Below are 20985 nucleotides of genomic sequence, written 5' to 3' on the forward strand. Positions count from 1 at the left end.
AAATTATAAATTATTGATATTAAAGCTTAATTTAAAACTTAAAAATTAAGACATACTTTTTGATGTAGAACAAATATTAAACTTTAGTCAAAGGCGCTAAATGATTAGTCTTTTTGACCATTATATTCTTCTATTTCCCGTTGTGCGCTTTCAACAGCGCTTAATGCGTTCATTAATAAGTCTGGATCCGGTGATTTTCCAGTACCATTCTGACTTAAATAACGGCGCCATATACGACCACCTGCTTGGCCTTGAAATAGACCAAGCATGTGGCGCGCAACATGCCAAGGTTTAAAATACTCTCCCTGCTGCCGCTCTATATATTGCTGCATTTTATGAACAACTTCCTTTCGCGATATCGTATTTACATTATCATCTCCAAAAATTTCTGCGTCTACACGCGCCATGATATAAGGATTTGAATACACCTCGCGGCCAACCATTACGCCATCAACATTCAGCAACTGAGCTTTTGTCTCGTCCAAAGATTTGACGCCACCGTTTATGCTAATAGACAGTTCCGGGTGAGTTTGTTTGATACGATGAACTCTTGGGTAGTTTAGCGGAGGGATCTCACGATTTTCCTTCGGACTTAACCCTTGCAACCAGGCTTTTCTAGCGTGAACAATAAATGTATCGCAACCTGCATCGGCTACAATATCTATAAAGCGGGTAAAATCTTCATCTTCGTCCATGTCATCGATTCCAATACGGCACTTTACCGTAACCGGAATATCGACCTCGGCCTGCATCGCTTTAACGCAAGCAGCTACCACGTCGGGTTGAGCCATTAAACAAGCACCAAAACTGCCATTTTTTACCCTGTCGCTAGGACAACCAACGTTGATATTAACTTCATCATATCCTCGCTCTTGTGACAGCACCGCGCATCTCGCCATATCGGCAGGGTCGCTCCCTCCAAGCTGAACAGCCACAGGGTGCTCTTCAGTATTGAAGCCTAAATAGTCACCCTTCCCATAAATAATGGCGCCAGTCGTTACCATTTCCGTATACAGTAGCGTGTGCTTTGAGAGCAATCGTAAAAAGTAGCGACAATGCCTGTCTGTCCAATCCAGCATTGGGGCAACAGAGAAGCGCCTGTCGATAGCAGGTCTAACACAATTCTCATTTAAAACTTTAATATCAGGCACTTACAGCAGTCCTCAAATAATCACCAATGCCAAAAGCATTGGACTTTTCACGGTTTTTAGTCCCCATTAAGGGAACGCGGTGCCCAAATGGTGGAATAATTTTCCGCTTTGGCGCACCCTCTACAATGGGTCAAATAAGATGGCTAATATTAGCATAACTAAGGGAACGAGAAAAAATGGAGTTTCCTATACAGCAAGGGTTAGACAGAAGCAAAGTGGCATTATTACGTTTTCTAAAAGTAAAACATTCAATACTAAGTCAGCGGCTAACAAATGGGCGAAAGAAACCGCTCATAAGGTGGAAAATAATACAAAAGACGAGCCGTATTCCTACATCGATATATCTTTAGGAGAGTTAATTCAAAATTATATTAAAGCCAAAGATGGCTCAGATAAGCCTTTAGGACGAACGGCGCGATATAGTCTAAACCAACTATGCCGCTATCCTATCGCAAAGGTAATTGCTAGTAGATTGAATTCAAATGACATCGTTGATTTTTGTCTTGAGCGCAGAAAAAAGACTGCTTCACAAACAATATCTATAGATGTGAGCTGTTTAAGAAAGGTACTGCGAGTTGCAAAGTCAATGTTTCACGTAGCCGCTGATGACAGTGCCGTGATAAACGCATACCCCGCTCTTCACGATTTAAAACTAATTGATAAGTCAAATAAACGTGACCGACGAGTCAGCGCTGATGAATATTCAGCGCTTCTCAGAGAGTTTCAAAAAATGTCTTATCACCACTGTAACGAGATCCCATACACAGATATGTTCATGATGTCTTTACTAACGTGTTGTCGTATTGGTGAACTTTGTGAGCTTAAATGGAAAGACTTGAATGTAGAGCAACGCCATATTTTAGTAAGAAACCGGAAAAGTCCTAGCGGTTCACAAAACAACAATTCGATATTACCGCTTTTAGGGAAAAGCCTTTCTATCATCCTTAGACAACCTAAGTTCGAAGAGCGTATATTTCCATATAACCCTAGAAGCGTGACGGCTGGTTTTCGACGCGCTCGTAAACGACTTGGAATAGTAGACTTACGATATCATGACCTTAGGCGAGAGGGAGCTAGTCGTTTAATTGAAGCTGGAATGTCAGTAGAAGAAACATCACGGATAACGGGTCATAAAGATCTGAACATTCTCTGGAATGTGTATGTTTCGATTACACCAGAGCACATTCAAAGGCGCTTTGAAAAATTAAGAGTGCTCACTTAATAAACAGCTTGTTCAAAAAACAAACCTCCGGTAATTATTTTACAACTATTTATTCTCACTAGTGTGTTACCGCGAGATTTTTTATTTTTGGTGTATAAAATACGTGATCTCTTTTTTTTTAATCAATGAGATCACGTTATATGCACAAGAAATTCCGCGTTAAAACTAATGGCCGTATCCAGGCAATTATCGAGAATCGCGCTAAAGATGCGATTGTAAAGTCCAAGTCAAAAACTTTCGCTAGCAGAGCGGAAGCAGAAGCTTGGGCAGCAAATATGTTTGTGGTAATGGAGAGACAGTACCAGCAAGCTAAAGGCCAAGTGAATGAGCTTTCAGACACTCAATTAAAGCGAGTCGTTTTTAGAAACCACCAGCCTCAGTTAGACGCAAAATCGTCAGTTAAATACGTTATCAATGCCTATTTAGGCTATACAAACTCAATGCCGTTGCCCGCTTCAAGTACAACACAAGATGCACTGCGTACAATTTGTAGATATCAACTCGCCAATTATCCGCTCTGCTTCGTCGGCTACGAGGCTCTAGAACAATACTGTAAAGAGCGAAATGTCACATGCAGTTCGTCAACTACTCGTATCGAAATTAGTTCGTTGAAACGGGCGTTAAGAGAGTTACGAGAAATGAATAAGTTTTCAAAAGCTACTGATAGCGAACAGCTAGAAGCACAGTTTGAGAGCAATTATGCAACGCTAAAGAAAAATGGGTTAATTTCCGACTCGAAGTCTCGCAACAGAAGAATTAAAGACCGGAACGAGCTTAGAAGACTTCTTAGTTCTGCGAAGGAATTTTCCAGCCGAAACAAAAGTGGCGTTAGATATGATTACCTTATTCTTCTATATATCGAAACGACGCTACGCGCATCTGAACTTCTATCCTTACGCTGGGAAGATATTGAATTTAACAGGCACCGCTTTACTATTGCAGTCGGAAAAAATGTTCGTCCAGGCAGCAATGGAACGAGAGAAGCGCCTAGAAAAGTTCCTTTAACAAAGCGTGCTTACGAAATATTGAAGACTTTAAAAGGTGGTGAAGAAAAGTCAGGTTTAGTTTTTAACATAACTACGGAGTATTGGACAACCCTGTTCCCCCGAATTGTAAGTCATGCTCGTATCACTGGGCTTCAACTAAGAGACCTTCGGCGTGAAGGCGTGTCTCGATTGGTGGAGGAAGGTTATAGCGTGTTGCAGATCGCTGCTTTTACGGGTCATAAGGACATCGATATGATCGTAAAAATTTACAACGCTGCTCAAGCAGTGAATATTGCTAAAAGGTAAGCCACCTCCTTAGGCGACACGAAATCCAATAAGTGAGAAGGTGAAACATTTTTTCTATGAATCAATGTTAATTACTTGAATCAGTTAACCATTTTGTTGGACAATGTAAAAAAGCTTCCCTGATACGCTTGTTACGCCCACTCTAGGCGCAGTCCTGTCGGACAATCAGCTAACTTAAATTATTGATAGTCAAACACCAAAATCAGCGTGTTTAGATCTGTGGGCGTGTCTATAAAAACGCTATTTTTGGAGCTGACGCTATGAATATTAATGAGCCATTATTTCCTTCTGGTATATCGCTTGCCCGCGCGAAAAAAGACGCGAAAAAACTCAAAAAATTGGAAGACATCACACTGACGCAAGCACTCAATCGTGTGGCACAGCAGCACATGTCGAACCCATATGTAACTTGGGAACAATCTATAACAGAACTAAAGTCTACTCATGCAGAAGTCGTTGCCCTTTTCGAAGATTGCCTCTCGAAAAGTGAGCTTGAACAATTCCTCAGTGTAATAGAGCAGGACACTAGAGCGGGTGACTCTTTTATTTCAATTACGCCAGCTAATGATGGTTACATCGAGTCAGACGGTAATGGCGGAGCTATGTGGCCTAACCCCTTAATAGTCAGCAGTGACAATGTTGAATACTTTTGCAAAATGCTTAACAAGATGAGCTTTCAAGATTTTCAGGTGCTCTATTTAGATTACGAAATGGAAGAGCTAGTCAGTATCGACCTCTATGATATGTGGGAAAACTCTAATTATCCCACGTACTACGTTCATGACTCTATTGAGTTTGATGCAAACAAAGATAACGACCAGCTTTATGACTCCTACTTCGAGTTAAAGCGAAGAGTTAAATTAGCTACAGATTGGTGCGAAAAGCTCGCATAGTAGGAATAAATTTAGCTCAAACCTGACATGACTGTGGCACCATAGAATGGGAAATTGTCAGGTCAAGTCTGAGCTAGTACATTTAATTAATAGAATAGTGGACTTTTAAAGTTCGTGAACGCAACGTCCCACGTCTGTTGCACTTACCCACGTAGTATCGGAAATCTTAGTGTACGTATAATTGGTGACGCCTAGCTCAGATTTACTGAATACGTAAAAAGGCATATTTCCATAAAAGAACCCGTCATCTTCAATAACGTATCCCTTCCAAAAAACTTTGATTTTGTCACCAGCAACCTGCTCAACGAAACCCATCTTGTTTCCTTTGAAGCTGCATATTCTGTCGCCGACCTCTCGATTCTCATAAGAAGCTGTTCTGGTGTCCCACCAGTTTTTGGCGATTTCATTTACTAACTTGTGCTCAGCTCTTTGCTTTTTCTCAAACGCTTCTCGTTTTTTTTGCTGCTTTAAACGTTCTCTTTCGCGCACTTCAGCAAACATTTGCTCTCTTTTGCGGCGCTCAGCCTCACGTTGCTGCTCCTTTTGTGCTCGCGCTAATTCGATCTTCTCTTTTTCCTCTTCTCGCGCTTTACGTCTTTCTTCTCTCTGACGCTCTTTTGCTATTATTTCTTCAGCATTTTGGCGAAATTTATCGTTAAATGTCGAAATTGCCCCACTCATTTGCTCTAGACTTCTGCCACTCGCAAAGTTTCGAACCAGATAGTTAGCCAGGTACTTTCTTTCTTGATGGGATCTTGTGGCGACCAGTTCATCAAGTTTACTTAGGCTTTTATACAAATCCTCAAATTCATCTTCAAAATTCTCATAAGCGGAAAATACACCTCCCCACGAATTTTGGTTTTGAGCGCTAACTACTCGGGAGCAGTTAGACGCTTCTTCCGTTCCATCTATTTTAGTGGGCTGCCTACAGCCAGCGGTTAACTTTGTAGCGTTCAAATCAGGTCTAATTACATCCAGCCATCCGTTAACTGGTTTATTTGAAAATCTTATGTCTCCAAACCCGTTTTCGAGTAATAAGATATCTTGATAAGTAAATGCCCTCGTATTGAGATAGAGGTCTAAACTTTGAAGGTGTGTAAGGGGCGTATTGGTCAAAGTGTTATTCATGGTTGCTTTTTCATTCACTGTTTTACCAGTAGAGCCACAACCTAAAAGTGTGACAGAGCAGCACACAGCGAGGACAATATTTTTCAAACCTAATCCTTTAAAAAATTACAAAAACCACTTCTATGGCAGTTCTTTTTATACTTACATATTTTATTGAAAGAAAACTTGAAAGTCGGGTGTGGGTTAAAGCCACTAAAGGGGGAGCTACTTCCAAGTAAAACTTCTGGTACGAAGCGTTCATTCATGAACTCGAACGATACTAAGGAAAATAGCACTAATATTCAAATATTTGAGCGGTCGATAAATCTTAATACTTTGACGTCTTCAGATAGAGATACTCCTTCATCCACGCAAAAATTGAAGTTGCAGAAATATAAAACAAAAATGTAAATACACTTTTGCAAGATTAAACTTAATAAGAGCATCGAACTGCCAATCGCTGTATAACTACACCAATTTGTGAGTGAGGGAGTTTTTAATATCTACATGCAATGTAGTAATGATGAGTTCTATCAATTCTAGCAGCCTGTAGCGCCGCTTTATTGTTACAAAGTACCATATGGCGAAGGAAAATTGTCGGCCTAACCTGAGTAAGACAGTGTAAAAATTCTTATAAGCCTATGCTGATGGCCTAAAGGACTGTAGCACTCTGACATCCATTGAGATTTTCGCCCTCACACTGTTTGAGTTCCTGAATTATACATTTGGTAATCCAAGATTTTCAGATAAAAAAGCCTCGAATTATCAATTTCGGTGATTTGGGTAAACTCTTGTGAGTACGAAGAAATACTACGTAGGTTACCTGCTTAGCCCGTAACCAATTATGCTGACTTCTTCATCCGATGGTTAATTGCTGTTATAAACTCCTCCGCCCTTCTCTCAGCCACTGCAACAAATTCTCTTCTCCGAGCTTGCTTATGAGCCTCAGGAGAAAGCACATGAATGATGCAATAGAAATTGGAGTGCTCGGGGTGCTGACAATAAACTAAGTGAAATTTGTCGGTTGTATTATTGTACTGAGATTTTATTTCATTAAACTCTTCAATTTCCAGAACGTGGACTTTCCATACTCCAGCCTGATGAAGGCACGCCTCATCAGTAAAAGGGACATCCCTACCGAACATTGAAAAGTTATTTCCAGTTAACTTGTACTTTTTAAAATCTCTAGCAAGATTTCTAATACTTTCCGTGGCTATTTCTGGGCTTATAAGAACTCTAATATCAGACTTCGACAAAATCCTGTTCACCTACATCCGTGCGGTTTGCTTCAGCAGCTATCTTCTCTAAGTTAGAACGCGTTGCCCTAAAATGCGGAGCAATTCCTCTCTCACTAAGAATCTTCTGCCGCAGCTCCAATAGAGCGTCACATGCCTTAACCAATATATTATTCAAAGTATCAACATCCCTATTGATTTGCTTTATTTCAGAACTCGTAAAAGGTTTCGAGCTAATAACTCGAACATTCTCTCGAAGCGTTTGGTTTAAGCGGTAAACCATACCAGCGTTAACTTGCAACAGCTCGGGAGCATCTGGAACTAAATATCCTAGGGTACTCGCAAATTCACTGCTGCTTCCTACGATAAAGGCCTTAAGCCCATTGGCCTGAGTGTTAGCTAGCGCAATGTCTTTTTTTAACTTGGCCAGCTCCTTTATATCATCAGGATTTGGGCCAAAAATAGCGTGCTGGGTTCCGAGCATTTGCGTCATCGATTGAAACGCATGCAAATGACCTGATACAGCATCACCAGTTTGTTTACCGATGTCCATCATGATTCCTTTTTACTCACACACAGGATTTATACGACGAAAAAACAGAAACAGCCGAAAAATTTTTATTAATCCAAAATTATAATTCGGATAATTAGGGAGCTATTTCACTTTTTTCAGTATAGACTATTTTCCACATTACGACGAAAAACACAATGTAATTGGTCTTATACAAAGAGGGGGAGAAGCAAAATGACTCTCTCTAATTTTAAGACGTTGGCTCATATACCCCAAGAATTCATACCCTTAAATCCATCAGTGAACCTTGGTAAAGATTGAATAGCCTCATTTGACGCGAATTCCTTAGGCTTAATTTATGGGGGTTCACTATATGGTCGTGAGAAATTGTCAGATTTGATGTAGCTTATGTTTGAGAGTGCAAGGTTAAGTGGCGATTAAGCGGGTTATACTTGTTATAATTACGACATATCATCAGACGTGTAGGCAAAGGACATCACCGCTAACTCATTTTCACATAAAGTGTTTCCAAGGTTTTTGTCCCCACACGAATGGGACATTATGTTGAGTAAGACGAGAGCCAATATATTTGGAGTGTTCTTTTGAAGCTACATTGCCGACGAACTCGAATTTTTCAGCAAATTCAACATTCCCATTTCTAATGCCTAAACGCTCTTTGTCAGAATGACGAGACGTAAATGTTTCACCAGCAGAAAACCAATGTTTAACTTCATATGCTTCTATTATCGCATCTTCTACACACGCCAAAGCAATATGCGTTCGACCTCTCCCGCTATTAACTTCATCAACCAGATCTTTTCTTATACGCCACCACATTCTTGTTGCATCGTACAATTCTGTCGCTGTTATATTGGGTTTATAAGTATTCTTGACGTGAAAAAGGGAGTAGATACAGTTTTGCTCTCTCGCACTATCTTCAAGCTCTGTAAAATCAACAAAAGAACGACTGAACCTAGACTTCATGTGCGTCCATTTCATAGCGCCGTGCTTTACATCATGCCCAGAGTTAATATTAGTAAGATTTTGCTTTCCTAACGCATCTATTACGGCAGCCTCTACCGTGAAAGCTTCGCCTTCACTTCTCAAGTTATGACGTAAGATTAAAATCATATCCTCATCAGAAAAGCCTCGTTCACGAATTTCGTTAATTCGCGCTAATTTATCTGAGTTTTTTCCTCCTTTAAAATGAGCAGTAGGGCGCAAGTTTAACATTCCGTTTTTTGTTGCTCGGGCTTTCCCCACATAAAAGATCTCGTTAGTTTCAGGATCTAGTAGTGCGTAAACATAGTGACCTAGTGAATCAAGCATAAAAACTCCTTTTTCGTAAACAATCCGTTTTATAACATTTTCATATAGGATTAAAATAAGCCAAGGCGTAGTGACTTAGACCGATGCTTCAGTGAATAGTGGATGGTAAAATCCATTTTTTCCATAAAATACTCCTACACTCCCCACTTTTTTGTAATCTAACTGCTCTACGAGCAATCTTCATATGGATACCAGGTATTAATGTATTTTTTCTCAAAAATTAGAATTTTATTCTTTTGTATTTTTTTGAACGGTTGTGTTTCATTCCCTAGCAATTTCCCACCTATGGACTCAAAAGAGTACCTAGTTATCCCCAAAGTATTAAAGGTCAATAATCCTTTCAATACCCATTACGTAGGCGAAGGTAGATATAAACTAATGGGAACCATAGATGATGAGCGGTTCTACAAACCTCAAGATCCTACTCTTTTCAGTCATGACCCGATGCGATACTTAAGGGTTAATCTCCACAAGAAGAATGAGGTCTGTGTACTTTATGTTGACCTAGTCAATTGTATAGAAACTGAATACGAAATAATTAACAGCGAAATAGAGCGATAATGTTAGCTAGGGTCAATCTTTTTGAAGCTATATCTGATAACGCTCAAGATAAGCTTCCTAGCGCTAAAATAAAAAATGCCCGCACTTTGCGGGCAAACTTTTGAGGACATAAGGGACGCTGACTACCTGTCAGTCTTAATATATTTTTCTATCAACGCTTCGATAGCGGGTAGTAGCCAAATAGCCAAAGCTACGATAAATAACAACACTAATAAACCAGTCTGAAATGCACTCATCTACCAATCGCTATCAATTCCAGACAAGTCGCTACAGCCAAAATCATCAATACCACTATCCATTGATGAGCTGTCGCATATCCAATCGATATCCGAGTGAATATCCATACCGCAGTTCAACGTATTATCGATAGAACAGTCATCATATGAAGGACTCAAATCACAGAAGTCTGACAAATCTGTTCCTCTGGGATTTCCTTCGACATCAATAGTACCAGAACAGCCTTTTAAACAGCTTGGAACCAAAGGTAATCCGGTGGCTTCATTTACCCCACACATTTCCATCTGGTTTTCATCAGTAAAATCAGAAGCAATAGCCTCCTCACCGTCGTCAGCGCAGTGTCCGAATAATTTCAAACTCAGTAATGACATCACTTTTTCCTCACTTTCAAATATTAACTGCTCTATTGAAAGTTAATGAAAAATGTGGCATTTTCAATTTCATTGACTGCAACGTTCAGCAACAATGATATTGCAGCTTATCCTCAAAGAATATTGTTATCTTCTCTTATATTTCCTCACTTGACTTGGCTCTCACAGCGCAAAAAGCGTTGTCGCGACAACTAAAAATTCAAACGACCTGGAGCAAAAGCGACGTCAGACTTTTGCAGAATACACACTACGTTTGAGCACATGTATTGTCTAATAAACGTCATACACAAAAAAACGTAAATTATGCTTTAAGCTCAAACTGACGTTCTGGAAGCGAAGCGTAAGCATCACAGCGAATTGCAAATTCGTCTGTAAAAAAAGCGTTGTGAAACAACGTAACAGTTCGCGTAGAAAGACAATTGCGAAGCACATTTGATTACGTAGCAGGCGCATGTTCGAAGCTGCGAACTACCCCCTGTTTTGTTTTTTCTTCAGAAAAAATTTGATAAATGGTGCGACAGCGCTATGAATCAAACTCTTGCTCAGAGCGAAGCGAATGCAGTGAACCCGTATGTATGAAATACATTGACGTGAACGTGCAAAACGGGGGGTAGTGCGCAGCACAAGAACATGCGCCATTAGCGTTAGAGCTAGCCGCAATTGCGGCGTAGAGTCACTGCGTTGACGAACGTCAACATTAGCAGTGGCGTGCACTATAAGCGTGTTAGCTCACAACGAAGGTTGTGAGCGCAATCCTTAACACCAGTTTTTTATTGGGAGATTAATAAGGGCGAGCAAGCAGTCATGATATCCCGACTTGAAAACCAACAAAGAGATCTTCTACTTCAATATTTCTCGCCCTTTGAGCCTTTTTTCTAATGACTATTTTTAGATTTAAGGGAGAAATCATGTCTGAAAATCGTATTACTAAAAGTATTCTTGAACGGTACGAAATCTACTTCAATATTGATATGCAATATCGACTCGCGCCAAGTAATATTCAACGCAGTCGCAATAAAACACGTTTTGCACTAATAAATGCAGCCCGATTCGGATTTGTATCAGCGCTAGTCTGTGAGCAGACCTGGGGAGTATCACGGGCCAAAGCCCTAGAATTTTTAGGTAAGCTTGTTTCCCAAGGATATCTACTGTTAGCCCAAACAGAACGCGCTGCGGATAGACGAGTTTATGTTTTAACTCACACAGGTGCTCAGTTTGCATCTGAAATGATGCGTCTTGATGTGCCATTTCGCTCGGCTAAAGAGCCTATTACACAAATAAACCAAAATGCGATAATGCACGACGCTGTTTTGAGTTTTGTTCTGAACGAGGGAATTAATAACAAAACCTCAGAAGGTTTAGCCAAGCCACTTTGGACTTCGTTTTTAACAGAAATGGAATTCAAAAGACTGTATCCATCTGCAACGATAAAAAATGTGGATGGCTTGGTGTTACTGCCGACGGGAGAAGTCGCTGCTGTGGAGCTTGAGGCTTCCTTTAAACGAAAGGCGCAGCACGAGACTACTCTCCTAAAATTGAAAGATGCACTAATCAGTGATAGTCAGCTTTACGATAAGGTGTTTATCATCACTTGCTCGGAACGAATCAATGCTGATACTCAGCGCTTCTATGAGCAACTATTAGAAGAGCTTCCTAATCGCATCGATAGAAAAACGAAACGGCCGTTATTGACCCAACATGACGCCGCTTTGCTTCGTGAGAGAATTATCTTTAGAACTAAGTTTATAGCCCCAATCGAGCAGACTTTTTATCGGTAGCAATAGAAAAAGAGCACCATTAGGTGCTCTCAATAATTACTTTTGAAATTTCTTACGAAGCCTCATTTCTTGTAGATAGATTGCAAGAGCTATCAGATATATTAGCAATATATACATAGCCCCCTTAAGTCCAACGAATGGGTATGAGCTATGCGCCTCAAACCCAGTGATCATTTGAAATATCCAAATAACAAAAATTACGTCTCCGATACTCATCAAAAATTTAGTAATCATGTCCAATGCCATGATGACGAGTTGTTCTTGCTTAGTCATTTGTCCTCCTAAGTTTCTTATGACTTGCATAAGTAACTAAGAACGACTGATGAGAATTTTCTGAGAATAAGAAAACGGACATAGAATGCCCGTCAGTAAGATCGCTTTATTCATCTGCCATAAACCGCAGAACAATGCCTGCCGACAAAGCGAAAAATAGCGACGCAGCTATACACACACAGTTGTAGTAAAAATACTCATTCAACTCAAAATTAGCTTCAGCAGCAGGTTTCCAATCGAGTAGTACAGAGACTATCTCATGCCAGAATGGAAATAGTGCAAACGCAAGGAATATATATCCGAGTGTCATGCTATTTTTTGAGAATTTAATAAGTGTGTTAAAAGCTATTTCTTTAGTGATCTTCATGTTGATATCCCTAGTTAGTCCTAAATATACCTAGGCTTGCCATAGGGGAATTTCTTAGACAAAAAAAAAGCAGGCATCGAAATGCCTGCTTTTTTCCATTTTTTTGCTCTGCCGATCATCAGATATCTCAAGCAGCGCACTCGTGCTGAGATATCAACCAATGAACCTAGCATTGGCTCTTCACTGCAAATACAACAAGGTAAGCAGCCGGAGACCCTTGATGGCATCCAATCACGTTGCGGAGTCTAGGAAGTCCGCGGGTTGGCAGTTTACGAAGTGATGGTTGAGCACACTTTTTTCTGCTTTGTCCTTAAATAGAAATACGCCCATACGAGGGTAATTTGCGTCAATCTTTCCCTGCTAAATTCACTTAAAGGCTTTAACAAATCCGCAGTCTGTATGTTCCAGGCTCTAAGCTTGCTGTTTTTATTGAAGGCTATGTTCTGCTAAATTGTTGCTATACTGTATATGAATACAGTTATTGAGGGTTGATCATGATCCCAGCACAATTTACAAAGCTTATAGCCGAGTTAGAACACTTAACAGATAGTCAAACCCGTTATGTTGAGAAGCTGCTGAAAGGCACTGATAGCGTCTCACAGTTGATAACAGAGCTTGAGGAGCGGATGGTTGAAAACCCTGAATGTCCGCACTGCCATAGCTCACTGATCAATCGGCACGGCAAGGTAAACAAGATGCAGCGTTATCGCTGCAAGAACTGCGGCAAAACCTTTGTAGCGACAACGGCGACACCGCTAGCTCGACTGAGGTACAAAGAGCTTTGGTTAGAATATATTCGCTGTATGCTGGACAGTAAGCCATTGCGTAAATGTGCCGAAGAATGTGGCCTCCACCTTGAAACATCGTTCAGGTGGCGGCACCGATTCTTGGCGCTACCATCAGCACTGAAAGCGAGCAAATTAGAAGGCATTATCGAGGCAGACGAAACACTTTTTCCCTACTCAGAGAAAGGCTCAAAACGGATGACTCGTCAGCCCCGTAAAAGAGGGGTGAAAGCGAAAAAACGAGGGCGTTCAAAGGATGATTGGGTGCCAGTTTTAACGGTCAGAGACCGAGCTAAGAGTACGTATGAAGCCGTTGTGCCAAGTGTTACATCGGAAGCTTTGCATCAGGAGCTAGCAGGAAAATTAGAGAAAGACAGTGTGTTGTGTAGTGATGGCTATAAGCCCTACATAGCTCTTTCTGAGAAAAATGATTTAATACACAAGCGCTTAGATGTGGCAGGAGGAATTAAGGTGATAGATAAAGTCTTTCACATTCAAAATGTTAACGCCTATCACAGCCGTCTGAAAGCGTGGATAAAACGGTTTAACGGAGTAGCCACAAAATACTTGGAACACTACCTGGGTTGGTTCAGGTTTATGGATAATCCAGAAAACCTTAACGAAAACAGGCTCTTTTCGATTCAACAACAGTTAATCCGAACATAGCCTTATTGAAATTCCAGGCTTCACATTATTAGCAATTGCAGATAACAGAGAAAGTTGCTCTTGTGGCATTTTACTACCAATAACAATTTCGAGTAGGGCATCGGCAGAATATACGTGCTTATTAGTTTTTAAATGAGACATAAACCTAACCTCATTTTCATAATCCCACGAAGGAGATTTTGTTGAAAATACTCTGGCTGCTTTATCTACATACTCGAAGTTTTCTACACCAAACATTACACCAGTAGAAATAAACTCCTCAAGGCTTAGAGAACTCGGTGAATCCTGATACCTGACGTCAATAGAAGCTACTGAATGGTTCTCAATGGAATTAAAATCTTCTCCCAACTGCTCAAGATCGAATACAAGGCAATAACCTCGTAATCCATCAGCATAATGTGACCACATCAGGTTTTCATAAATAGGGTCTCTTTCTGCCGTACACTTTGAGAAACATCCCATCATCATATTAGAATAGACATTAATCACACTATCTAAGCTTTGCTTTACTAGCGCGTGAAATAACTGCTCATTAGTCACGGAATTTTCGTCTAGTCCCATTGATTTAAGCATCTCTAGATACCGCTCGGCACCGATCTCCTCTTTGGATTTAAAAGTAGTCTGTTTTAGAGCTTGCGCAACCAGCTTTGGCGGAATCTTCTCATCCAAGAGGAACGCACCTTCAAACGGGTCATTAAAGTCTTTAGTCTTGCTAAACCAAATATAATTATTTTGAAGTGCGGTCAGGCTATAGGTATCAAACGAACGAAATTTATATAATTTCATAATCCCCCAGTTGGTCTTAAGACTTACTCCCCTACCGCCATTTTCTCAATGCCTTTCAATGTATCTCTTATCTGAATTGCCTCATCCAGCGAGAACACGCCTGTTACCCCCTCATAGTGAATGTCACTAAAAGGCGGTTGTGCTAACTGTTTAGCACTCATCACGCCGTTTTGCGTAAGATAATCGATGATTGTATTGATAAATCTCAGTTGCTGGGCATTGAATTTCGCTTCATCCAAATATTCTGCGAAGGCTTCTTTGGCTGCGCCCCTGTCCATTCCAACCAACTCACGAATGAATACACCAAGGCTCTTATCTGGGTGAATTGTTTCTTGGTACTGCGTGAGGTCACCGATACCACTCACTGCCATCAATTTAACGTCTAATTCGTCTAAATCCAGACGCGTGATAGGCAAATTCTTGCGAAGTCTAGCGATGGTCAAGTTGTCTTGGTTTTCTTTAATATAAGACTCTACGCGCTTTCTATATAGCTGAAGTTCATTGCCACTAGTTGGAACATAGATGCCTTCATTCTCATTAACACCTAAAAGCTCATCTTGAAAGTTAGTGTAAACGTAGCCCGTGCCTTCCTTATCCATAAAGCGCATGAGAAGTCGAAGACGTTTTCTCGTCTGTTCCAACTCATCTAACGTAAGATCAGTCCAGAAATTGGCAGACTGAATATACTCAAGCCATTCCACTTCTTCGGCTATAGCAGGAACACTAGTCTTGCTTTCAAGCTTCGCTGCAATATTTACCAGTTTGTCGCGGTAATAGTCGCTGATACCTGTTTTCTCAACCATTGCTAGTTGCATAGTAAGTAACATGTGGTCGAAACGCAGCGCTAACTCTTCGTCTTTCTCTCGCGGCTCTATTGGTTCTGCTTCAGTGGGCAAGTCAGAAATATGCTTTTGAATCTCGCCCACATTCTCATCTGTTAGGTGCTGCCAAGTCTCTGGCTTCTGGTACTTCTCAACTACCTTCCGTCGAGGTCGAACGATGAAGTTGTCCAGATTCATACCCGCTACGCGGTTTTGTAAATTCTGTACCAGTGAACGTTGTAATTCAGCTCCATCAGTGCCGAACTGTTCATTGCTTTTCAAATGTTGTGACAGAATTAGGCGCTTTTCAAAAATGGCTTGTGAGAGGGTTTTACTGCCTGAGTCTTTTGCGCCCTCGGGCTGCATTTCAAAATACTCAAAGTTTTTGCAACAGTCGAAAACTTTAAAGAAAACCTTATCATCGCTTGGCCCAAACAAGTCATCACAAAGCCTTGTTCCCCGCCCTAGCATTTGAAGGAACTTCACTTTGGACTTTATTACTTTGAAGAACATCAGATTGACGACTTCAGGCACGTCAACGCCTGTATCCAGCATGTCTACAGAGACCGCAATGGAAAGTGGGCAATTGGGATCGGCGGGCTTCTTCTCGCCTTTGAATTCTTCTATAAGTGAGTCGGCATATTTCTCTTTATAGGTGATAACTCTGGCAAGCTTCCCTTTATATTTGGGGTAGTTTGCATTAATACGGTCTACAACAAATTCTGCGTGTTTATTGTTGGCGGCAAAAATAATGGTTTTACCTAACCGCTCTCCTCCAGCTACTCGAATGCCTCGCTCAAATAACACCTCTAGTGCTTTATCTACTGTAGGTTTGTTGAATAAGAACTTGTTCACCTCGCTTGGTAACACTTCATCACGCTCAACAAGCTCTTCTTTACTTTCCCACTCTTCTTTTTCGTCTTTGCTTAGATCGCTGTATTTAATACCTTCGCGAATAAAGCCCAAATCGACAGCAACATCTTTTGGCGGCACTAGCTTTTTATCTGCAATTGCCTCTTCAAGTTCATAAGCATAGGTGGGATCGCCGTCAGGCTGGTCAAAAATATCGTAGGTATTCTTATCAATGTCTGACTTAGGTGTCGCGGTTAAGCCAAGTAACAATGCATCGAAGTATTCGAAAATATATCGGTACTTCTTATAAATACTACGGTGAGCTTCATCTACGATAACTAGGTCGAAATGCCCTATACCAAACAAACGGTCTCGTGCATCAACGCTCAACAAGTTCATCATCGTATTATAGGTTGATAAGTAGAGCCTTCCGCGCAGCGTATCGGTGGCTGATGTGAGGATTTCAGGCGATGTTTTGGGTAGAAGTTTTGAGAACTCTTTCTTGGCTTGATTAACCAGTGCATTTCGGTCAGCCAAGAATAAGACATTTTTCACCCAACCTGCACGCATCAACACATCCACTAACGCGATAGTTGTTCGTGTTTTACCTGTACCAGTTGCCATCACCAACAGCGACCTGCGCTGGTTTAACGTGAAGCGTTCGCACACGCTTTGAATGGCAAGGGTTTGATACGGGCGATCTTTACCTGCTATGTCAGTATTAATAGCAACGTCTGTCAGCGGAACCCGAAGTGCCCGCCTATCAATGATGCGCTGCATCTCATCACGGTTATGAAACCCCTGAACTGCTCTTGGAGGCTGCTGTGTGTCGTCCCAAAAGTGAATTTCATAACCGTTGGTGTAGTAAATGAGTGGGCGCTGGCCGTATGCTTTTTCTAAACAGTCGGCATAGAGTACCGCTTGCTGTCTGCCCTGCGTGGCATCAACCGTAGTACGTTTCGACTCTACAACTGCTAACGGCTTTCCATCGCTACCCCATAGTACATTATCGACGTACCCAACCCCTTTATTGTTGGGCATTCCTAAAACTTTGAATTCCACGGTGTTGGGCTTTGTGACATCCCAGCCTGCTTCTTTCAGGTATTGGTCGATTATGAACTTACGGGTTTCTGCTTCATTATAGTTATGGCTATCTTTGACTTGCTGGTTTTGCTTCTTGTCTTCAGCAACTTTAGCTTTATGAGCTTCTAGCTCTTTTTTTAGCGCTTCATTTTCAGCCAGTAATTGTTCTTGCCGCTCTTTGTGTTTCTCATCACGCTCAGACAGTTGCTTTTGCAGTGCTTTAAGCTGCTTGGCACTGTTTATCACAAGGTTTGCGTCTACCTGTACAGTATTTGGGATTTTCGCTGTATCAAAAAGCTGGTCGGTAGGCGGCTTATTAGAGGTATATGTACGGTAGAACCAATACAGGAAGTGATGTAGCTCTTTTAAGGTTTGAATGCTTTCTGCGACGCTAACTTTACGCTCGCTATGTACTGCATTATTCCCTGCACGCTGGACTGCTTTTATTTTGGGAAAAACGTTACTGCCCAGACTGCGTTTGAACTCGGGGTCATTGACAAGAGTGTTGAGAGAGTTATCGTACTTTGGTTCCTGCAACCAACTGTCGAACTCGAACATCCACTTTACAGTGCGCTCCAGCGTGTAACGGCTGTAGAAGCAGCTTGAACGCGGCTCAGCGTTTACTTGCTGCTCAGCAATAACTGCATGTTCGTGAAGTTGGGGCCACTCTTTTAAAAATTCGAAGTTCGACATCAGCGTTCCTTGCTATTACATCCTTATGCTACATCTTTTAAATCAAGTTCGCCTTTGAAAGCGCGTTGTATTAGCGAGTTAAATAGTTCATTAATTCTAATGACGTTTTTGCTCGCAGTATCTAATTGAAGTTTAATTGCTCGCAGTCTATTTACGAATTCGAGCTGAAGGTGAATTGGAGGCACTGGGATGCTGCATTTACCTAGCTCACCAACATTCAAGTGCTTTTGTATTTGCCCTTTTTCGTTAGCAAGAACTAGAATTCGCCCACCTTCTGAGTTTAAGAAAAAGGTTACATACTCGGAAAGAATAATTGTTTCATCAACTCTACAAATTAAAATATCAATCGCATTACAACCATCAAGTTGAGGGGGAACTACTGCTGCTTTTCCTGGCTGACCTGAGCGCACGATAACGATATCTCTTTGCCTCAGTTTAGATTTACTGAGCACGGTATCGTTAACTTCATTTGAAAAGAAGACAAGCTTATCAGTTGAGATTTCGCCATTCTTAATATTAAGTGATCTTAGCGCTGGCACACCTGAATTAACATAATAAGAGGCTGGTTTTACAACCACTCCAACCGTCAATTTTTTGCTTACGTCTTTAAAGTAACTCTTAGGCCAGCTTTTAGTATTCTTAACTGGATCACCAAACATATCTAAAAACACAGATTGCGCAAGCGAGTTAAGCTCTTGCTCCATTTGCTGACTTTGCTTGCGCAAGTTATCTGCTTTTTCGAGTACCGCCGCTATTTGTTTTTGAATAGGCAGAGGGGGAAGTGGGATCTCGAAATTTTCTACTACTTTCTTAGAGACCTCTTTAAAAGTAGCACCATTTCCGAGGTTTTCTATAGCTGTTTTATAAAATTTCAGACAAAAATAGAGATATAACGAGTCCAGCCCTTCTTTTGGCACAAGACTTTTAAACCCTTGATTTGAACACATCTCGGTCTTCGTAATTGCAACATGACCTATTGGTGCCCTTGAACTAAAAAGCACTGTACCGACAGGGAGCAAATTGGCAGACGACTTCCGAAGGCCAAGCTCGGTAATTTTTTCTGGAGTTTTAGAAAGATAAATATCACTTCGCTTCGAAAGATCCTTTGGTGTAACCCAGTATATGTCACCATCCCAATAAGCTGACTCATCGCGCTTCGGAGTTCCGCCAGATACGACTTCTGCACAATTTCCTAATTTTACAAGGGGCCAACTCACAACATAGACTCCAAGTCAGCAATACCTTTGTCCATCTCAGCCTGAAGCACTTTAATTCTCTTTAGAATTACTTTTGGAGACTCATATTCAATCTCTTCATAAACCACTTCTTTGTAACGGTTAATGGAAAGATCATAGTCATTCGATTGAATGTCAGATAGCGGTACGAAGAAGCTTTGTTCTATGCGCTCGCGATCAGTTTCATTTTGCAAATGTTGCCAACGGAACAACACATCGGGAATGTTATTGAGTTTATGATTTTCAAGCTCCGAAGGGGCTTGTCCCTTCTCCAGGCTTTCACCTTCAGCCGCTTTATAATCGATAGCATCAGCTTCAGTTGTTAAGGCTTGCTCTTTGATAAGAGGCGTACGTTTATCATCGAGAGAAAAACCGTCAGCCTGCATGTCGTAAAACCACACATTATCGGTGCCGCCATCATTGGTTTTAGTAAAAAACAAGATTGCCGTTGATACCCCCGCGTAGGGTTTGAACACCCCAGAGGGTAGTGATACCACTGCTTCCAGTTTGTGCTCTTCAACCAGTGTTTTGCGAATTTCTTTATGAGACTTAGTAGAGCCAAATAACACACCGTCAGGCACTACTACCGCAGCACGGCCACCTGGTTGAAGCATTCGAAGAATAAGTGCTAGAAAAAGTAGCTCTGTTTTTTCGGACGGGCCTTTTTTCTTTTTCTTGTTACCTTCTTCGTCGGTTTCTGTTTTCGCTGTAGCTTTCTTCGGTGTTTTACCCAAAGCGGTAAGTAAGTCCGGCGCTAAATCATCATATGACACGCTGCCTTTAAATGGTGGGTTTGCTAAAATCAGCGTAAACTTATCTTTGATGTTTTGCTCGCCTTGGTCGCTTAAACTGTCGCGATACTCAACAACTGGGTGCTCTACACCATGCAGCATTAGGTTCATGGCCCCAATTCGCAGCATATGCTGATCGAAGTCATAGGCGTTGAACATTTGGTTATGGAAGTGCTTTGAGTTTTCTGGGCGCATTAGCGCACCACCCTGAGTATTACGCACATACTCTTCAGCTGCCATAAGGAAACCACAGGTGCCGGATGCTGGGTCGCAGATAACGTCTGACTTATCGCCATCTAGTTTTGGCGCTGTCATTTGAACCATCATTTGGATGATGTGACGCGGTGTTCTGAACTGACCATTCGTGCCTGAGCTTTGTAATTTGCTGAGCATGTATTCATACAAATCACCTTTGGTATCTCTGTCGTCCATGTCAATTTTGTCAATCATGGTAACAACGCGATCCAACAGGCCAGCGGTAGGCACCATAAAGATGGCATCTCGCATGTGTTTTGCGAAGGTTGTATCTTCACCGTTTATCGTTTTAATAAACGGAAAAACCTTGTCGCGAACCAACTCGAACATAACCTGAGGATCTTGGTTTTTAAATTTGCTCCAGCGATAGCTGTCTTGCTCAGTACCAAAAATCGGCTTCTCGATTTCGGTTTCCATGACCAGCGCGTTTTTTACACGCGCCGTGTGAATTTCGTCTAAGCGACGAATAAACAGAAGATAAGTGAACTGTTCGATAACTGAGATAGGGTTGGTGATACCACCCGTCCAGAAGGCTTCCCAGATTTCATCGACTTGATTTTTTAGTTTGCCTGTTAGCATTTTTTTGGAGTTGTCCTGTTTACTTCTTAGGGCTTTAATGCCCTACTATGATGGCTTCTATATTGCCCGAGATTGTAACATTACCTGAGGTTTTAAGCCTCTTTGCATTGAA

General features: G+C 41.3%; 18 protein-coding genes. 6 read left to right on the top strand and 12 right to left on the bottom strand.

Annotated elements, in window-relative coordinates; translation table 11 throughout:
* Positions 1-104: 104 nt before the first annotated feature.
* Positions 105-1079: a tRNA dihydrouridine(20/20a) synthase DusA gene (gene dusA / locus CW735_RS16110; RefSeq protein WP_232230651.1), complete on the bottom strand. Its 975-nt coding sequence runs from the start codon at positions 1077-1079 to the stop codon at positions 105-107.
* Between the two features lie 211 nt (positions 1080-1290).
* Between dusA and CW735_RS16115 the strand changes: the two genes are divergently transcribed.
* The 3 genes from CW735_RS16115 to CW735_RS16125 all read left to right on the top strand — a co-directional run bounded on the left by CW735_RS16115 (position 1291) and on the right by CW735_RS16125 (position 4558).
* Positions 1291-2373: a tyrosine-type recombinase/integrase gene (locus CW735_RS16115; protein ID WP_100973292.1), complete on the top strand. Its 1083-nt coding sequence runs from the start codon at positions 1291-1293 to the stop codon at positions 2371-2373.
* 140 nt (positions 2374-2513) lie between these two features.
* A complete protein-coding gene (locus tag CW735_RS16120) occupies positions 2514-3665 on the top strand; it encodes a site-specific integrase (RefSeq protein ID WP_100972911.1) in 1152 nt (383 codons plus the stop codon).
* Positions 3666-3925: 260 nt separating this feature from the next.
* Entirely contained in the window at positions 3926-4558 is a 633-nt protein-coding gene (locus CW735_RS16125) for a hypothetical protein (RefSeq protein ID WP_100972912.1), read from the top strand.
* A 105-nt stretch (positions 4559-4663) separates the two neighbouring features.
* On the opposite strand, the gene CW735_RS16130 is transcribed toward CW735_RS16125, so the two are convergent.
* The 4 genes from CW735_RS16130 to CW735_RS16145 all read right to left on the bottom strand — a co-directional run bounded on the left by CW735_RS16130 (position 4664) and on the right by CW735_RS16145 (position 8740).
* The gene (locus CW735_RS16130; RefSeq protein WP_100972913.1) at positions 4664-5773 is read right to left on the bottom strand and encodes a hypothetical protein; all 1110 of its coding nucleotides are present in this window, start codon (positions 5771-5773) and stop codon (positions 4664-4666) included.
* Positions 5774-6507: 734 nt separating this feature from the next.
* Positions 6508-6921: a type II toxin-antitoxin system YafO family toxin gene (locus CW735_RS16135; RefSeq protein WP_100972914.1), complete on the bottom strand. Its 414-nt coding sequence runs from the start codon at positions 6919-6921 to the stop codon at positions 6508-6510.
* Positions 6908-7456 carry a hypothetical protein gene (locus tag CW735_RS16140; RefSeq protein ID WP_198520979.1) on the bottom strand — a complete coding sequence of 183 codons (549 nt, stop codon included), beginning with the start codon at positions 7454-7456 and terminating at the stop codon, positions 6908-6910. Before CW735_RS16140 ends, CW735_RS16135 begins: the two co-directional genes overlap by 14 nt.
* Before the next feature lie 468 nt (positions 7457-7924).
* Positions 7925-8740 carry a GIY-YIG nuclease family protein gene (locus CW735_RS16145; protein WP_100972916.1) on the bottom strand — a complete coding sequence of 272 codons (816 nt, stop codon included), beginning with the start codon at positions 8738-8740 and terminating at the stop codon, positions 7925-7927.
* A gap of 285 nt (positions 8741-9025) precedes the next feature.
* Between CW735_RS16145 and CW735_RS16150 the strand changes: the two genes are divergently transcribed.
* Positions 9026-9301: a hypothetical protein gene (locus CW735_RS16150; protein ID WP_232368305.1), complete on the top strand. Its 276-nt coding sequence runs from the start codon at positions 9026-9028 to the stop codon at positions 9299-9301.
* A gap of 236 nt (positions 9302-9537) precedes the next feature.
* On the opposite strand, the gene CW735_RS16155 is transcribed toward CW735_RS16150, so the two are convergent.
* Complete coding sequence (locus CW735_RS16155; RefSeq protein WP_100972918.1) at positions 9538-9909, bottom strand: hypothetical protein; 372 nt, start codon at positions 9907-9909, stop codon at positions 9538-9540.
* Positions 9910-10817: 908 nt separating this feature from the next.
* On the opposite strand from CW735_RS16155, the gene CW735_RS16160 reads away from it, so the two are divergent.
* Positions 10818-11687: a hypothetical protein gene (locus CW735_RS16160; RefSeq protein WP_100972919.1), complete on the top strand. Its 870-nt coding sequence runs from the start codon at positions 10818-10820 to the stop codon at positions 11685-11687.
* 36 nt (positions 11688-11723) lie between these two features.
* On the opposite strand, the gene CW735_RS16165 is transcribed toward CW735_RS16160, so the two are convergent.
* Together CW735_RS16165 and CW735_RS16170 are read right to left on the bottom strand one after the other, a co-directional pair.
* Complete coding sequence (locus tag CW735_RS16165) at positions 11724-11960, bottom strand: hypothetical protein (RefSeq protein WP_100972920.1); 237 nt, start codon at positions 11958-11960, stop codon at positions 11724-11726.
* A gap of 106 nt (positions 11961-12066) precedes the next feature.
* On the bottom strand, positions 12067-12327 hold the full coding sequence (locus CW735_RS16170) for a hypothetical protein (protein ID WP_100972921.1): 261 nt from the start codon (positions 12325-12327) through the stop codon (positions 12067-12069).
* A 494-nt stretch (positions 12328-12821) separates the two neighbouring features.
* On the opposite strand from CW735_RS16170, the gene CW735_RS16175 reads away from it, so the two are divergent.
* The gene (locus CW735_RS16175; protein WP_157812624.1) at positions 12822-13778 is read left to right on the top strand and encodes an IS1595 family transposase; all 957 of its coding nucleotides are present in this window, start codon (positions 12822-12824) and stop codon (positions 13776-13778) included.
* Here CW735_RS16175 and CW735_RS16180 read toward each other — a convergent pair.
* Genes CW735_RS16180 through CW735_RS16195 form a run of 4 tightly spaced genes read right to left on the bottom strand, consistent with a single transcriptional unit; the run spans position 13764 to position 20873 of the window.
* Complete coding sequence (locus tag CW735_RS16180; RefSeq protein ID WP_100972922.1) at positions 13764-14564, bottom strand: DUF2971 domain-containing protein; 801 nt, start codon at positions 14562-14564, stop codon at positions 13764-13766. The two genes, CW735_RS16175 and CW735_RS16180, sit on opposite strands and share 15 nt — an antisense overlap.
* Before the next feature lie 23 nt (positions 14565-14587).
* Positions 14588-18013 carry a DEAD/DEAH box helicase family protein gene (locus CW735_RS16185; RefSeq protein ID WP_100972923.1) on the bottom strand — a complete coding sequence of 1142 codons (3426 nt, stop codon included), beginning with the start codon at positions 18011-18013 and terminating at the stop codon, positions 14588-14590.
* 23 nt (positions 18014-18036) lie between these two features.
* A complete protein-coding gene (locus CW735_RS16190) occupies positions 18037-19230 on the bottom strand; it encodes a restriction endonuclease subunit S (protein ID WP_100972924.1) in 1194 nt (397 codons plus the stop codon).
* Positions 19227-20873 (bottom strand): type I restriction-modification system subunit M, encoded by a 1647-nt coding sequence (locus tag CW735_RS16195; protein ID WP_100972925.1) that lies wholly within the window; start codon positions 20871-20873, stop codon positions 19227-19229. The genes CW735_RS16190 and CW735_RS16195 overlap by 4 nt, the downstream gene beginning before the upstream one ends.
* Between the last annotated feature and the right edge of the window lie 112 nt (positions 20874-20985).

The sequence above is a fragment of the Alteromonas sp. MB-3u-76 genome, assembly GCF_002831605.1.
GTDB lineage: Bacteria > Pseudomonadota > Gammaproteobacteria > Enterobacterales > Alteromonadaceae > Alteromonas > Alteromonas hispanica.